Consider the following 16393-nt stretch of genomic DNA (forward strand, 5'->3'; position numbering starts at 1 on the left):
TGTCCTTTTTTTTTTTCGCCCCTTGCTCGAGTGCGGGGGGGGTGTCGCGAACGGCTGTCGAGCATGGCTCGACTCTACAGGGCACGATTTCGGAACGATCCTGCTTCTTAATCCCGCCATCGTTCCATTTCCAGCACAACTAAACGCAACGTCGATGCTATTGCCGTCAGAAAACTTGCTCTATCGTTGAGGCCGATTTCGGTTTTCGGGGATACACCGCATGGCGGTAGAAGCAGCGACCAGCGAGCTGGTCAAGGTCGTGGCCCTGTTGGGCGCGGCGGTGGTGATGGTGCCCTTGTTCCGCAGGCTTGGCCTGGGTTCGGTGCTGGGTTACTTCGCCGCGGGCCTGGCGATCGGACCGTTCGGCCTGGGCTGGTTCTCCGACCCGCAGGCGATCCTGCATACGGCCGAGCTGGGCGTGGTGATGTTCCTGTTCGTCATCGGCCTGGAAATGCGCCCCTCGCATCTGTGGAGCCTGCGCAAGGAAATCTTCGGGCTGGGCACGCTGCAGATCGTCACCTGTGCGCTGGTGCTGACCAGCATCGCCAAGCTGTTCGGCCTGCCGTGGCAGGTCGCCTTCATCGGCGCCACCGGCTTCGTGCTCACCTCCACCGCGGTGGTGATGCAGCTGCTGGCCGAGCGCGGTGACATCGCGCTGCCGTCGGGGCAGAAGATCGTCTCCATCCTGCTATTCGAAGACCTGCTGATCGTGCCGCTGCTGGCCCTGGTCGCGTGGATGGCACCGAGCGCCGGCAGTGCCGATGGCGAGGGCTCGCGCTGGTTGTCGGTGGCGATCGGCGTCGGTGCCATCGTCGGCCTGGTGCTGGTCGGCCGCTTCCTGCTCAATCCGCTGTTCCGCCTGCTTGCCGAATCGAAAGCGCGCGAAGTGATGACCGCCGCCGCGCTGCTGGTGGTGCTGGGTGCGGCGCTGCTGATGCAGCTGTCCGGCCTGTCGATGGCGATGGGCGCGTTCCTTGCCGGCGTGCTGCTGAGCGAATCGACCTTCCGCCACCAGATCGAAGCGGACATCGAACCGTTCCGCGGCATCCTGCTGGGCCTGTTCTTCCTCAGCGTGGGCATGGCGCTGGACCTGGGCGTGGTGGCCGGCAACTGGCCCATGATCGTCGGCCTGGTGCTGGCGCTGATGGCGGCCAAGGCGCTGTGCATCTACGTGGTGGCGCGCCTGATGGGCAGCGACCACGCACAGGCGATGGACCGTGGCGTACTGATGGCGCAGGGTGGCGAATTCGCCTTCGTGCTGTTCTCTGCCGCCGCCAGTGCCGGCGTCATCGACGTGGACATCAATGCCAACTTCACCGCCGTGGTGGTGCTGTCGATGGCGCTGACTCCGCTGGTGGTGCTGGTCTACAAGCGCGTGGCGCCCAAGCCCGAGGTGAGCCTGGAAGGCGTGGACACCGCCGACGGCCTGTCCGGCAGCGTGCTGATGATCGGCTTCGGCCGCTTCGGCCAGGTGGCCAGCCAGTCGCTGCTGGCCCGCGACGTGGACGTGACCATCATCGACAACGACGTGGACATGATCCACAACGCCGAGCGCTTCGGTTTCAAGATCTACTACGGCGATGGCACCCGTCTTGACGTGCTGCACGCCTCGGGTGCAGGTTCCGCGCGGGCGATTGCGGTGTGCGTGAACAATGCCGAAGATGCCGACCGCATCGTTGAGCTGGTCGCGCATGAATTCCCGCAGGCCAAGCTGCTGGTGCGCTCGTTCGACCGCGAGCACTCGCTGCGGCTGATCCATGCCGGTGTCGATTTCCAGATCCGCGAAACGTTTGAATCGGCGCTGATGTTCGGCCAGGCCGCGCTGATGGAGCTGGGTGCGGACGAGGACGACGCACAGGAGATCGCCGAGCAGATCCGCGAGCGCGATGCCGAGCGTTTCGAACTGGAAATGGCCGGCGGCAGCCTGCGTGCCGGCGCACACATGGTGTTCGGCAGCGCGCTGCCGGGCGTGCCGACGCCGACCCCGTTCACCGCGCCCAAGCGCAAGGCCCGCACGTTGAACGCGGACCAGGTGCCGGAAGAAGAAGAGTAGAGCCGAGCCGATGCTCGGCTGCTCTTCAGTCAGGTTGCGATAGAGCCGCGCTGCGCGCGTGATCCGAGCATAGGCTCGGCTCTACAAGGGCGGGCGGATCGGTGCCGTGGCGGTGGGCGAGGGGGGGCTGAATCAGGGACAATAGCGTCCCCGCCGCCGCCTGCCCCCACACTCGATGACTGACTCCGCCCCCCAGCTTCCTGCCCGCATCCTCGATGGCCGCCGTATCGCCGAGAACCTGCTCGACAGCCTGAAGGTGCGCGTCGACGCCCGCGTGGCCGCCGGTGGTAGCCGCCCTGGTCTGGCCGTGGTGCTGGTGGGTGGCGACCCGGCCTCGACCGTGTACGTACGCAACAAGCGTCGCGCGGCGGAAAAGGTCGGCATCGAAGCCTACGATTACGATCTGCCGGCCGGTACCACCGAAGCCGAGCTGCTCGACCTGATCGACCAGCTGAATGCCGACCCCAAGATCAACGGCATCCTGATCCAGCTGCCGCTGCCGGGCATTCCCGACGCGCGCCGCCTGATCCAGCGCATCGACCCGCGCAAGGACGTGGACGGGTTCCACCCGGAAAACGTCGGCCACCTGGCCCTGCGTGAATTCGGCCTGCGCCCGTGCACCCCGCGCGGCATCACCACGCTGCTGGGCCATACCGACCAGCCGGTGCGTGGCCGCAACGCCACCATCGTGGGCGTGAGCAACCACGTGGGCCGGCCGATGGGTCTGGAGTTGCTGATCGCTGGCTGCACCGTCACCAGCTGCCACAAGTTCACCCCCAAGGACGTGCTGGAACAGGCCGTGCGCAACGCCGACATCCTGGTGGTGGCCGTGGGCCGCCCGGGCATCGTGCCGGGCGAATGGGTGAAGCCGGGCGCCGTGGTGATCGACGTCGGCATCAATCGGTTGGACGATGGCCGGCTGGTGGGCGATGTCGGGTTTGAGGCTGCGGCCGAGCGGGCGAGCTGGATCACCCCGGTGCCGGGCGGCGTCGGCCCGATGACCGTGGCCACGTTGATGCAGAACACGCTGGAAGCGGCGGAAGCGTCCTGATTCAACCGCGCCGCTGCGCTCGCCGGGCATGGCCCGGCGCTACCGGGGCGGCGTCGGCCTGCATGACCCGCTCCTGGTAGGTGCCAACCTTGGTTGGCACGATTTGTCCGGCGCCTGGGCCCCAGATGGGGTGACGACCTCTCCCTGTTTGTGCCAACCAAGGTTGGCGCCTACCAAAGGCGTCGCCCGCGCGACACTGCGTCGCATCCACCCCCTCCCACGGGGCGTGAAAAAGGGGTAAAATGTCGCGCTTCCCCACATCTCGGGTATGCCGATGCTGCGCATCCAGGCTGAAGCACTCACTTACGACGACGTCTCGCTCGTCCCCGCCCACTCGACCATCCTGCCCAAGGACGTCAACCTCGAAACGCGGTTGACCCGAGACCTGAAGCTCAAGCTTCCGATCCTGTCTGCGGCCATGGATACCGTCACCGAAGCCCGCCTGGCCATCGCCATGGCACAGCTGGGTGGCATGGGCATCATCCACAAGAATCTCAGCCTGGAACAGCAGGCCGCGGAAGTGGCCAAGGTCAAGAAGTTCGAGGCCGGCGTCATCCGCGACCCGATCACCGTCGGCCCGGAAACCACCATCCGCGACGTGCTGGCCCTGACCCAGGCACACAACATCTCCGGCGTGCCGGTGGTGGGCAGCGACGGTCTGCTGGCCGGTATCGTCACCCATCGCGACATGCGCTTCGAGACCGAGCTGGACGATCCGGTCCGCCACATCATGACCAAGAAGGATCGCCTGATCACGGTCAAGGAAGGCGCCGCCAGCGAAGAAGTGCTGCAGCTGCTGCACCGCAACCGCATCGAGAAGGTGCTGGTAGTCAACGATGATTTCGCCCTGCGTGGCCTGATCACCGTCAAGGACATCCAGAAGAACACCGATTTCCCCAACGCCGCCAAGGATCTGTCGACCCGCCTGCTGGTCGGCGCTGCCGTCGGCGTGGGGGGCGATACCGATCGCCGCGTGGAAGCGCTGGTCGCCGCCGGCGTGGACGTGATCGTGGTCGATACCGCGCACGGCCACTCGCAGGGCGTGCTGGACCGCGTCAGCTGGGTCAAGAAGAACTTCCCGCACGTGCAGGTCATCGGTGGCAATATCTGCACCGGCGAAGCCGCACTGGCGCTGCTGGACAGCGGCGCGGACGCAGTCAAGGTCGGTATCGGCCCGGGCTCGATCTGCACCACCCGCGTGGTCGCCGGCGTCGGCGTGCCGCAGGTCACCGCCATCGACCTGGTGGCTGAGGCCCTGCAGGACCGCATCCCGCTCATCGCCGACGGTGGCATCCGTTACTCGGGTGACATCGGCAAGGCGCTGGCCGCCGGTGCCTCGACCATCATGGTCGGTGGCCTGCTGGCCGGTACCGAGGAATCGCCGGGCGAGACCGAGCTGTACCAGGGCCGTTCGTACAAGAGCTACCGCGGCATGGGTTCGCTGGCCGCCATGGAAAAGGGGTCCAAGGACCGCTACTTCCAGGACGCCGCCACCGCCGACAAGCTGGTGCCGGAGGGCATTGAAGGCCGCGTGCCGTACCGCGGCCCGGTGGGCGGCATCATCCATCAGCTGATGGGCGGCCTGCGCGCCACCATGGGCTACGTGGGTTGCGCCACCATCGACGACATGCGCACCAAGCCCAAGTTCGTCAAGATCAGCGGCGCCGGCCAGCGTGAGAGCCACGTCCACGACGTGACGATCACCAAGGAACCGCCGAACTACCGCGCCTGACGCGGGCCGGAGAAAGAGGAACGAGGAATCTGATTCCCGTTCCTCTTTCTCTATGCGCTGTTGAAAAAGCATTCGAAGTTTTCGTTTTCCCTACTGCATTGCCAGGGCGCCATGACCAACATCCATAACGACAAGATCCTGATCCTCGATTTCGGCGCGCAGTACACGCAGCTGATCGCCCGCCGCATCCGCGAGCTGGGCGTCTACTGCGAAATCTGGGCCTGGGACCACAACCCGGCTGACATTGCCGCGTTTGGCGCCAAGGGCATCATCCTGTCCGGTGGCCCGGAATCGACCACGCTGCCGGGCGCCCCGGCCGCACCGCAGGAAGTGTTCGACAGCGGCCTGCCGATCTTCGGCATCTGCTACGGCATGCAGACCCTGGCCGCGCAGCTGGGCGGTGCCACCGAAGCGGCTGACCAGCGCGAATTCGGCCACGCCGAAGTGAACGTCATCCACCCCGATGCACTGTTCAAGGGCCTGAGCGACCACGGCGGCGAGCCGAAGCTGAACGTCTGGATGAGCCACGGCGACCATGTCTCCGTTGCACCGCCGGGCTTCACCATCACCGCCACCACCGACCGCATTCCGGTGGCCGCCATGGCCAACGAAGAAAAGCGCTGGTACGGCGTGCAGTTCCACCCGGAAGTGACGCACACCCTGCAGGGCCAGGCGCTGCTGCGCCGCTTCGTGGTGGACGTGTGCGGTTGCCAGACCCTGTGGACCGCCGCCAACATCATCGACGACCAGATTGCTCGCGTGCGCGAGCAGGTAGGCGATGACGAAGTGATCCTGGGCCTGTCCGGCGGCGTCGATTCGTCCGTCGTGGCCGCGCTGCTGCACAAGGCCATCGGCGAAAAGCTGACCTGCGTGTTCGTGGATACCGGCCTGCTGCGCTGGCAGGAAGGCGACCAGGTGATGGCGATGTTTGCCGAGCACATGGGCGTAAAGGTCGTGCGCGTGAATGCCGCCGACCGTTACTTCGCCGCGCTGGAAGGCGTGAGCGACCCGGAAGCCAAGCGCAAGATCATCGGCAACCTGTTCGTTGAGATCTTCGATGAAGAATCGAACAAGCTGAGCAACGCCAAGTGGCTGGCGCAGGGCACCATCTACCCGGACGTGATCGAGTCGGCCGGCAGCAAGACCGGCAAGGCGCATGTGATCAAGAGCCACCACAACGTTGGCGGCCTGCCGGAGCACATGAAGCTGGGCCTGGTGGAGCCGCTGCGCGAGCTGTTCAAGGACGAAGTGCGCCGCCTTGGCGTTGAGCTGGGCCTGCCGCGCACCATGGTCTACCGCCATCCGTTCCCGGGCCCGGGCCTGGGCGTGCGTATCCTGGGCGAAGTGAAGCGCGAATACGCCGAACTGCTGGCCAAGGCCGATGCCATCTTCATTGATGAGCTGCGCAAGGCGGATCTGTACGACAAGACCAGCCAGGCGTTTGCCGTCTTCCTGCCGGTGAAGTCGGTGGGTGTGGTGGGCGACGCGCGCGCTTATGAGTGGGTGATTGCGCTGCGTGCGGTGGAGACGATCGACTTCATGACCGCACATTGGGCGCATTTGCCGTATGAGTTCCTGGGGACGGTTAGTAATCGGATCATCAACGAGTTGCGGGGGGTTTCAAGGGTTGTCTATGACATCTCGGGGAAGCCGCCGGCTACTATTGAGTGGGAATGAGTTGAAAGAACGAGGGCGCCGAGAGGCGCCCTCCTTGTTCTAGGGGCGAGCGAGAGCTTCACTATTTACAGAATTCCATCGATGGGGCTCAGCCAGTCATCCCTGCCACAGAAAACGCGGCACAGCTCGGTGACCCAACGATGATCCGGACCGTCGGCGCGAGAATGCTCCGCCTGGATTGGCGAGCCCTGGCTGAGCGGGCGTTTGTGCACCTGCCAGACCTTGTGGTGGAAGATTCGCTGTCCGGTGATCTTTTTATGCCCAACAATGCAGCGGCAGTGAGGTAGCCGAACGAAGGTTCGTCGATCATCCCCTTAATTGGCTCAGGCAGCTTGGCTTTGACTTGGGCCGCGCTTTCGGTCGCCCTGTAGTACGTCGTCCGACGCGGTGCACCGAACCACTGGCACGGCTAATTGTCGGAGCGGCAACACCGTCGTTGTTCGGGCCCTGCTGGACCGAGAGCAGCAGCTCTCATCCTTCCCTGGCAGGGATGCCAGATTTTTTCCGACATGGATCGACTGCATCCCGTCGTCATGAGCTTCCTGCAGGTCCTTCATGCCTGCGCACCTCCTAGGACTTGGATTGCCGGGCTTTTTCCATACCGTGTTTGCCTTCTTCATCTCTCGATCTCGGTTGGGGGAAGGATCGCGGCCGTAAGGCACCTATGGTGATAACATCTTCAGCGACCTTGTGTACCCAGCATCTGACGACACGTAGAGCCATACGACGATGGGGCGGTCAACGGGGCTGAGCGTCTGACCGGAGGGCGGGTACGCCGAATGGTCGGTGCAAAAATCAATGTGCTGGCGACTGGCAGAAGCTTTGCCATCTTGTTTGGATGCGAGGGGACGCATTGCCAATGCTCGAACGATCTGTAGTTCTCCTAAAGGAATCTGGGGACAAATTGCGAAAAATAGTCGCAAAGATGGCGGGTCGGCGTGGCCGCTCGACACAAACTGCCGAACTCCCGACCAAGTTCATCGATCTTGCGCCGACCAGCAAGGCAGACGAGGCCGGCGTCTACTCGGAAGCGCTCGTCTACGCGACAGATAATCCCCGCGTGTCAAACATTGCGCTGACCGGGCCATATGGATCGGGCAAGAGTAGTATTATAAAGTCGTTCGTGCAGAGGTATCGGCGCCCGGTTCTGCAGATATCTCTTGCAGCCTTTCTCGCGGAGTCTGCTCCCTCTAAAGGGAAAGTTAGCAAGCAGGAGATAGAGCGGAGCATCCTGCAGCAGATGCTCTATGGAGCAGATGCGAACCAGCTCCCGCTCTCACGCTTCAAAAGGATAGAATCGCCCGGGAGGTGGTCGATCCTGTTTTCTCTTTTTGCAATCATTGGCGCAACTGCATCTTGGAACATCTTCCAAAAGCGCGATGAAATTATCGATGGAACATATTTTCTTCCGGTTTCCATCGGCAACTTGCCGCATTACATTTGGTTTGCGATCGGCGCTTCTTTCCTGTGGATAACTATATATAAAGTCTACAAGGCGAGCTTCGGTGTCTCGCTCAAGAGTATTTCACTGAAAGATATCGAGATCACTCCTGCTGCAGTTAGTCAGGAGTCAATACTAAATAGGCATCTCGATGAGATTGTTTATTTCTTTCAATCCACGAATTATGATCTCGTAATTATTGAGGATCTTGATCGGTTCGATGATCCTGATATCTTTGTAACCCTGCGTGAAATTAACAGTCTCGTAAACGCGAATGCTGGAGTGAAGCGACCTATCCGTTTCCTGTACGCACTGCGTGACGATATGTTTATAAACACAGAGAGAACGAAGTTCTTCGAGTTTATCATTCCTGTCATACCTATTATCAATTCATCAAATTCGATTGATAAGGTTCTGGAACAGGGAAAGCGCCTGTCACTCGACAGTCGCTTTGACCAGCAGTTTCTTCGCGAAGTGTCGCGCTATCTAAATGACCTCAGGCTCATTCATAACATATTTAATGAGTATGCGATTTATGCTGCGAACCTGGAGCTTGATGATGAAAATGTTCTAGACGCGAACAAGCTTCTGGCCGTCTTGATCTATAAGAATGTCTTCCCAAGAGACTTTGAGAGTCTGCATAGCGGGAAGGGCAATCTCGCAAAGATTCTTGCTCGCCACGATGAGTTGATCGCCCGCGCCGAGGTGAAAAATCGGTCAGAAATAGATGAAGTAGAGGCCAGTCTAGCTTCGGCAGAGAGACAGGTTCCAACCGATCTGCTTGAGCTGCGTCGGATCTACGCAATGGCGTTGGTCGAACGGCTGCCCCCGTTGGCATCTCGAGTCGGCCGGAACAGCCAAACTATGATTGAGATCGGCAATCTTGTGAGAAGCGACGATTTCGATCAGATCATTTCCGCCGAGCAGGTGGTAGTAACAATCAATAACTATTACGGCGCCAGCAACCAGAACGTCGATATTTCCGGGCTGCAGTCTGAAGTCGATAGCCTGCGGGCGTTCAGTGATCGACAGAAAGAGATCCAACGGCGCGCGGCAGAGTTCAAAAGTCTTGCTGCCAAAAAGCTTCAGTCGCTGCGGATGAGCGGTGCCGGACTGCGTTCAGCAAAATTCAATGAAATCATCAGGATCAGCGCAGAGGAATTGGAAGACATTTTCAACGATTTCGGCGATGGTCACGAGTTGGCTCGTTTTCTTATTCTGGAAGGGCACATCGACGATACCTACTATCAGTATACGTCGCTGTTTCACGCGGGTCGGATGTCTCCGAATGACAATAAATTTTTGATCAAGATACGTGGCTTCATTGTCCCGCCCCCCGACTTCCCAATTGACAATGTTAAGGAAGTCATTGCCGGAATGCGGGGCGAGGATTTCCGGCAACCCTACGTCCTGAATGTGAAGATCGTAGACTGCCTGCTGAGTAACGCCACAACTTATAGAGAGCAGTTGGCCAAGATGTTCACTTACATGGCCTCGGACTTCGATAATTGTGAGGCGTTTTTCGCAAGCTACTATGTGGCTGGCGCGGAGATCCCCAAGTTGGTGGACGGCCTTCAGGCAACCTGGCCCGGCTATGTTCCTGCTATTCTCGACGAACGCGGTTTTTCCCATATCGGCCAGGTTATCGCCCATCTTTCTGAGCAGGCACTCGAGGCTTTGCCGGTCACGTATCCCAAGGTGTCGCAGTTCGTATCAGATAAGCTGGCTCGAGTTCTCGCTCTTGGAATTGACTTTGATCCGTCTCGGCTTGCGCTGCTCGGGATTGAAGTTCAGGACCTGTCGAGTGTGGAAGGCTTTCCCGGAGTGGCCCGGTTCCTCTTCGAAGAGGGCTTTTACACACTCTCGATCGAAAACCTGGAGTTCATTTTTCACGCAATTTTGGGTGTCAATGATCTCACCCCCCTGCGCACCCAGAACTTCACCACGGTGACTGGCATGGATAATCCCCAACTGATTTCACGGATTGAGGACGGCTTCGAGCTGTATCTGAAAGACGTGCTCCTCCCGCTGCATAGCGATACGCGCGAAAGCGTTGCGGCCATCCTTAACCTGCTTGGGCGAGAGGATGTGGATTTTGACGTTATAAGTACAATTCTTGAGAGGCAGTCAGCGACCATCCAGTCATTCGATGACGTGCCCGTCCGCTTCCAGTCCCTTGTCTTCCAACTGGGTAGGATCGAGGCCAGCTGGGAAAACTGCCGTGCCTTCATGAACAGTGATGCCTTTGATGCGGGCGTTCTTACCGGTTTCCTAGAGACGAAAGCAGCGCTTGACGCTTTGACCGCACAGCCCATCGCAGGTGATGATAAGACCGCGAAGCTTCGCCTTTTCTTGATCAGCAATAATGCGTTGGAGGACACTACCTACCGCGCATACGTCAAGCAGCTCCCAAGGACCTTCAGTAAATTCCCGGACGAGCTTGACGCCAGTAAATGGAGAATTTTGATCGAGGAGGCGCGTATTAGCTTCTCCAATGACACGGTATCGGCGCTCGCGGAACAGATCGATCTTCAGCTGCTATTTGTGGCGAAGAATATTGACAAGTATCTTATGGAAGTCGCGGAGTTCGGGCTTGACGATGATTTCCGGGAGAAGCTTCTCAGCGAGAATATCGGGGACGCCCAAAAGTTGGCGACTATCCGGGCGATGGATCTGACCTCACTAGGTGGCTTACCGGCGCGGGCCGGCAAGGTGGGGATGATCCTTGAGCAAATAGGGGCAGATACCGTTATGCTCAATGCTGAGGGAGCCCGGGCCGCTATTGTCAATTCAGAGCCCGTCCGCATACAGATCTCGCTGTTCAACAGGTACGAGAAGATCTTGAGTTCGGCAGAGGTTCGCGGGATCTTGGCGGAACTCCCGAGGCCATATTCCGAGATTAACGTCGGGTATCACAAGCCTACAATTGAGAATAATGTTCAGAACGTTGAACTCGTCAATTGGCTTAGAAGGAGGAAGATCATCTCGTCCTGGAGACTGTCCCTATTGGGGGATATTCGCATCAATCTATTCAGGTCCAGCGGCAATGCGTAGATTTATGCTTAGATGCTAGGGAAAAGCGCTTCGGAGCGATCCACAGGATGCACATCGGGAAGTGGGGCAGCGGTTGGTCGAGCGACTGTAGTAAGGCGGCTTTTCCATCGCATGTGGCGCCGTGGCACCATGGCGCACCGGCTTCGTCCTTGGGACGCGGCCGGCGCGCGTGGCGTGGATCAGTCGCCCCACGCGACCGGGTGGTCGCCAATGCTGAATGTTGATCCAGGAGTTCTGTGTGCCGAGCACACTGGTAGTTGTGAAAACCGTGGCCGTCGCTGCCCTTGCGGCACTTCCGTTGCTTACCATCTGGCTCATTCATCGGCGTGCGTCACTGAAAGCCCGTTCTGCGTTGGGATCAGGGCTGCGTCTGAACCCGCCTCGCCGGATCTCCGGTAGCTCCATGACCTTAGCGATGGTCGATGGAAAAGAGGATCGCGAGCACTACTTCTTCGATACGGAAGCTTTCTATCTGCGGCGGGGGCCGGTGCCCACGGCGGTTCCACTTTCGCAGATCACCTCAGTCACACGAACGTCCGACAGGATCTACGGGCGCTATGTCTGGCAGGTGTGCTTCAGCAAAGCAGCGGGCCGAAAGTGCGTGACGTTTACCAACAACTTGACGCTGTTCAACCGCGACTTCCTGCTCTTCCTTGAGGCGGTGCGGAAGGCCAGTCCACTGGCGACCGTTGATCGGGCGGGCCTGCGGTTCTAGCTGCGGGCCGACGCGGGGGAGCATCCACGCGTGGCGTGGATCTACACTTGGGCCTCCGTCCCAAGGAAGCTTGCCCATGTTCAGTGGAAAGGTCGCGGTAGTCACTGGCTCAACCAGCGGTATCGGCCTTGGCATTGCCACGGCCCTGGCGAGGCAAGGCGCCGACATCGTGCTGAATGGGTTTGGCGATCCGCAGGAGATCGAACGCATCCGCTCCAGCCTGGAAGGCGAGTTCGGCGTGCGGGTGACGCATGATGGCGCCGACCTTTCCCGTGGCGACGCGGTACGCGAAATGATCGACCGCGCCGTTGCCACGTTGGGGCGCATCGACATCTTGGTGAACAATGCGGGCATTCAGCACACCGCCTCGATCGAGGAATTCCCCGTTGAGAAGTGGGATGCGATTCTGGCGCTGAATCTGTCGGCGGTATTCCATGCAACGGCGGCGGCCTTGCCGCACATGAAGCAGCGGGGATGGGGCCGCATCATCAACATCGCGTCGGCGCACGGCCTGGTGGGATCGGTGAACAAGTCGGCCTATGTGGCCGCCAAGCATGGCGTGGTCGGGTTTACCAAGGTCACCGGGTTGGAGACCGCGGGCACGGGCATTACGGCCAACGCCATTTGCCCGGGCTGGGTGCGGACCGCGCTGGTGGAGAAGCAGATTACCGCGTTGGCGGAGCGGGGAGGAACGGACCAGGAATCCGCTGCACGTGAGCTGTTGGCCGAGAAGCAGCCATCGCTGCAGTTCGTGACGCCGGAGCAGCTTGGGGAGATGGTGGTGTTTCTCGCGTCGGATGCCGCGGCGCAGATGACAGGCACGGCGCTTCCGATGGATGGCGGTTGGACCGCGCGCTAAGCGTGGCTGCAAGGGACGTTTGGTTTTCCGCCGGGCATGGCCCGGCGCTACCGTGCAGGGTGGTGGTAGCGCGGGGCCATGCCCCGCGAGCGCGCGGCGCGGCGCGTTGGGGTTATCCGCCGGGCATGGCCCGGCGCTACCGGTGCGAGATGGTGGTAGCGCGGGGCCATGCCCCGCGAGCGCGAAGCGCGGCGCGTGTGGGTTTCCCGCCGGGCATGGCCCGGCGCTACCGTGCAGGTGGTGGTAGCGCGGGGCCATGCGCCGCGAGCGCCCGGCGCGGCGCGTTCGGGTTTTCCGCCGGGCGTGGCCCGGCGCTACCGGTGCAGGGTGTTGGTAGCGCGGGGCCATGCCCCGCGAGCGCGCAGCGCGGCGCGTTTGCGTTTCCCGCCGGGCATGGCGCGACCGGTGCAGGGTGGCGGTAGCGCGGGGCCATGCCCCGCGAGCGCGCAGCGCGGCGCATTCAGTTTTTCCGCCGGGCATGGCCCGGCGCTACCGGCGAAGGGTGGTGGTAGCGCGGGGCCATGCCCCGCGAGCGCGCAGCGCGGCGCATTCGGGTTTTCCGCCGGGCATGGCCCGGCGCTACCGTGCGGTTGCCGCATCGTCAGGCCGGCCTGACTTCCCTGCAAACCAGCTCTGCCAGCTCTCGGCAGGCGAAGAACAACCCCTCAACCACGCCTTCGTCGAGGTGTCGGCTGGGCGTGGCCACCGACTCGCACCGGCGTGCTGCATGCAGCATCTCGACCCCCGTCAGAATCGCCACGGCGGCACGATCAATCCGGGCCAGCGACTGCCTGCGGCCTTCGGTAAGGTTCTCCTCAGGCCACAGCATTCCATCGGAGCCTTCGCCATCGCGGATGCGCTTGAGGCAACCCTGAAAGGTGCTGAGGTCAGAGGAAGGGTTGTTGTCGTCGTTGATGGGGTCATCGACGGAGAAGGGCGGGTTCTTGCGAATGGTCATGGCGTCGGCTTCCGTGGCTGTACTTAACAGCGCCACCACGCGGAAGCGGGTGGCGGACGGTGCGTGGCTGCAAACCGGGATGCAATATGTGCCATTGGCCGGTGGGTACGAATACCCCCACGCACCGCCCGCCATACAGGCCGACGGATTGCCCGCCGGTACCGGTTTCCGGGCGGTACCGGCGGGCAAGCGCAAACAACAGGCACATCAATGCATCGCGGGTTTGCAGACCCGGCCACTCGTTGTCAGTGGCATGCCATGGTGTTTACGCCTGCTTGTTCGATGCAATGAGAAAAATCCGAAGATCATGAGGACATTGGCGAGGCAGGCGCGAGTGTCGCATGCTTCATCCCGGACGCACGCGACAGTGAATGACGCCATCGGGCTTTACTTACGCCGTTCACGACTAGGAATGACGCAAAGTGCGCGGCGAGCGCAGGCGCTTGTGACGCTTCCCGCTTACTAGTTCTTGTATGAAGCGGCCTTGCCGAACGCGTTGACGGCGTGAGGTGTGCCTTGAAGCGACCTGAGCGGCGCTGTTGGCGAGCCGGATGCGACAGCTGATGGGTAGCGGCGCCGCTGCGCTCGCCGGGCATGGCCCGGCGCTACCTTGCCTGGTCGTACTCAGCCTGGGCGCGCTCCATCTCCGGCCCGTAGTGCAAGGCCCAGTCGTACAGCGCGGTGAACGGCTGCTGCAGCGAACGCCCCAACGCGGTGATGGTGTATTCCACGCCCACGGGCGTGGTCGGCAGCACATGCCGTTGAATCAAGCCATTACGCTCCAGCCGCTTCAACGCATCGGCCAGCGCTTTGTGGGTGATGCCGTCCAGCCGGCGCATGATTTCGTTGAATCGTGAAGGGCGCGAACACAGCACGGTGAGGATGAGGATCGACCACTTGCTGGCGATCTGTTCGAGGATCGGGCGCGAACGGTGCACGTCGATCAGCGCGTCTTCGGCAACGCAGTCGGTACGGGTATGCGGGCGGGCAGGGCGGGCCATCGGTTTACTCCACGATATCTACGCTAGCTTAAGTGCGTATTCTGCCGTAAGTATAAGCTGTATATCATCGACCGCACTTACCCAAGCGAGGTCGTAATGAAAAGATTGCAGGACAAAGTGGCCCTGGTGACCGGTGGCGGCTCAGGCATTGGTGGCGCGATCGCGCTGCGCTTCGCCGCCGAGGGCGCAACGGTGTACGCCACCAGCCGCTCAGCCGGGGAGGCCGCGCCGCAGCCCTCGGCGGAAACGGGAACCGGGCGCATCCACCCGCTGCGCGCTGATGCGGGCACGACGGCTGGGCTTGCACAGGTGTTCAATCACATCCGTGCGGAGGCAGGCCGCATCGATGTGCTGGTCATCAACGCCGGTATTTCCGAGTTCGCGATCCTGGGCGACGTCAGCGAAGACCTGTTCGACCGCACCTTCGCGCTGAACGTGCGCGCGGCACTGCTTGCCGCGCAGGGTGCGCTTGATCTGATGCCGGCCGGTGGCAGCATCGTGTTGATCGGCTCCATTGCCGGGGCCATCGGAACGAAGGGCTACGGCGTGTATGGCGCGAGCAAAGCGGCACTGCGCGCGTTTGCGCGCACCTGGGCGAATGAGCTGGCGCCGAAGGGCATCCGCGTGAATGTCGTCAGCCCCGGCCCGGTGGATACCGCGATGTTCGATGCGGTGAGCGACGAGGTGCGCGAAGCGATTACCGGTCTGGTGCCGATGGGGCGGTTGGGCCGGGCCGAGGAAGTGGCCGCGGCCGCGCTGTTCCTGGCCAGCAGCGAGAGCAGCTTCACCACCGGCGCCGAGCTGGCGGTGGATGGGGGCATGGCGCAGGTATGAGTGCGTCTGCCTGACCGGTGTCGTCAGCTCTTGCCGGCACTGCGCTGTTGAATGCGCGCGACATCCTTGGCTGGCGGGTGCCCGAACGCGCGCGCGTATTCGCGACTGAACTGGGTGGGGCTTTCGTAGCCCACGGTGTGCGCGGCGCGGATGACGCTGCAGCCGGAGGCCAACAGATGCGTGCGAGCCTGCAGCAGGCGCACCTGCTTCTGGTACTGCACCGGGCTGAGGGAGGTCACCGCCTTGAAGTGGCGGTGGAAGGCGGAAACGCTCATGGCCGCATCGGCGGCCAGGTCTTCCACCCGCCAACTGCGGGCATAGTCGCGGCGGATCGCCTGGATGGCGTGGTTGACCCGCGCCAGTGCGCTGTCGGGGCTGGCGATATCGCGCAGCATCCAGCCCATCGGGCCCTGCAGCACGCGGTAGAGGATTTCGCGCTCGTAGGCCGGGGCCAGTGCCGCAATGTCGGCGGGGTGCTGCATCAGGCGCAGCAGCCGCACCCAGGCGTCGAGCAGCGGCGGGGTCACGGCCGCCACGGAAAAAGCCTTGGCCTGCGCGGCCGGGGCAGGCGGGGGCAGGTCGGCCAGGAGGCCTGACAGCTGCACCGGGTCCAGGCTGAGGGCGACCGCCAGATACGGTGCACCGGCAGCGCTGCTGCGCACCACGCCGGCAGCGGGCAGATCCACGGACATCACAAAGTAGGTGGCTGGGTCGTAATGCAGGGTCTGGTTGCCCACGGTCATCGACTTGCTGCCCTGCAGGATCAGGTTGACCATCGGCTCGTAGACGGCGGCAAGTTCGTGCTCGGGTACGGCGCCCTGCACCATCGATACGCGCGGGATGCCCGTCTCCGTTCGGCGGTTCTGGGCATGCGCCGTCAACGCGCGCAGTTCTTCAAGCTGGGTTTGCATGCCGGCATTGGACGCTTCGCGCGGCGCGTGCGCAAGGCACAAAGCAGGATTGGGCAGGAATGGGCGAGGATCCGGACGGCCGCTGCGGGCCCGTTTGCCTAAGGTGA

The 16393-nt window shown here is 62.1% G+C and carries 11 protein-coding genes; 8 read left to right on the forward strand and 3 right to left on the reverse strand.

What is annotated here, in order from left to right:
• Positions 1–220: 220 nt before the first annotated feature.
• The 7 genes from FJU31_RS08365 to FJU31_RS08395 all read left to right on the forward strand — a co-directional run bounded on the left by FJU31_RS08365 (position 221) and on the right by FJU31_RS08395 (position 12582).
• Positions 221–2053 (forward strand): monovalent cation:proton antiporter-2 (CPA2) family protein, encoded by a 1833-nt coding sequence (locus FJU31_RS08365; protein WP_150454334.1) that lies wholly within the window; start codon positions 221–223, stop codon positions 2051–2053.
• Between the two features lie 175 nt (positions 2054–2228).
• Entirely contained in the window at positions 2229–3104 is an 876-nt protein-coding gene (folD, locus tag FJU31_RS08370) for a bifunctional methylenetetrahydrofolate dehydrogenase/methenyltetrahydrofolate cyclohydrolase FolD (RefSeq protein WP_150454335.1), read from the forward strand.
• Positions 3105–3378: 274 nt separating this feature from the next.
• Positions 3379–4836, forward strand: a complete 1458-nt coding sequence (guaB, locus tag FJU31_RS08375) for an IMP dehydrogenase (RefSeq protein ID WP_116863273.1) — start codon at positions 3379–3381, stop codon at positions 4834–4836.
• 111 nt (positions 4837–4947) lie between these two features.
• Entirely contained in the window at positions 4948–6513 is a 1566-nt protein-coding gene (guaA, locus tag FJU31_RS08380; RefSeq protein ID WP_150454336.1) for a glutamine-hydrolyzing GMP synthase, read from the forward strand.
• Between the two features lie 859 nt (positions 6514–7372).
• On the forward strand, positions 7373–11008 hold the full coding sequence (locus FJU31_RS08385; protein WP_150454337.1) for a YobI family P-loop NTPase: 3636 nt from the start codon (positions 7373–7375) through the stop codon (positions 11006–11008).
• A gap of 217 nt (positions 11009–11225) precedes the next feature.
• On the forward strand, positions 11226–11723 hold the full coding sequence (locus FJU31_RS19440; RefSeq protein ID WP_246161255.1) for a hypothetical protein: 498 nt from the start codon (positions 11226–11228) through the stop codon (positions 11721–11723).
• Positions 11724–11799: 76 nt separating this feature from the next.
• Positions 11800–12582 carry a 3-hydroxybutyrate dehydrogenase gene (locus tag FJU31_RS08395; RefSeq protein ID WP_150454338.1) on the forward strand — a complete coding sequence of 261 codons (783 nt, stop codon included), beginning with the start codon at positions 11800–11802 and terminating at the stop codon, positions 12580–12582.
• A gap of 601 nt (positions 12583–13183) precedes the next feature.
• On the opposite strand, the gene FJU31_RS08400 is transcribed toward FJU31_RS08395, so the two are convergent.
• Both FJU31_RS08400 and FJU31_RS08405 read right to left on the reverse strand, forming a co-directional pair.
• The gene (locus tag FJU31_RS08400) at positions 13184–13540 is read right to left on the reverse strand and encodes a hypothetical protein (protein WP_150454339.1); all 357 of its coding nucleotides are present in this window, start codon (positions 13538–13540) and stop codon (positions 13184–13186) included.
• 605 nt (positions 13541–14145) lie between these two features.
• The gene (locus FJU31_RS08405) at positions 14146–14541 is read right to left on the reverse strand and encodes a winged helix-turn-helix transcriptional regulator (RefSeq protein WP_150454340.1); all 396 of its coding nucleotides are present in this window, start codon (positions 14539–14541) and stop codon (positions 14146–14148) included.
• Positions 14542–14637: 96 nt separating this feature from the next.
• On the opposite strand from FJU31_RS08405, the gene FJU31_RS08410 reads away from it, so the two are divergent.
• Positions 14638–15375 (forward strand): SDR family NAD(P)-dependent oxidoreductase, encoded by a 738-nt coding sequence (locus tag FJU31_RS08410; protein WP_150454341.1) that lies wholly within the window; start codon positions 14638–14640, stop codon positions 15373–15375.
• A gap of 23 nt (positions 15376–15398) precedes the next feature.
• Here the strand turns inward: FJU31_RS08410 and FJU31_RS08415 are convergent, their stop codons facing one another.
• The gene (locus tag FJU31_RS08415; RefSeq protein WP_150454342.1) at positions 15399–16286 is read right to left on the reverse strand and encodes an AraC family transcriptional regulator; all 888 of its coding nucleotides are present in this window, start codon (positions 16284–16286) and stop codon (positions 15399–15401) included.
• Positions 16287–16393: the final 107 nt, after the last annotated feature.

Source organism: Stenotrophomonas cyclobalanopsidis (assembly GCF_008710035.1).
GTDB classification, from domain to species: domain Bacteria; phylum Pseudomonadota; class Gammaproteobacteria; order Xanthomonadales; family Xanthomonadaceae; genus Stenotrophomonas; species Stenotrophomonas cyclobalanopsidis.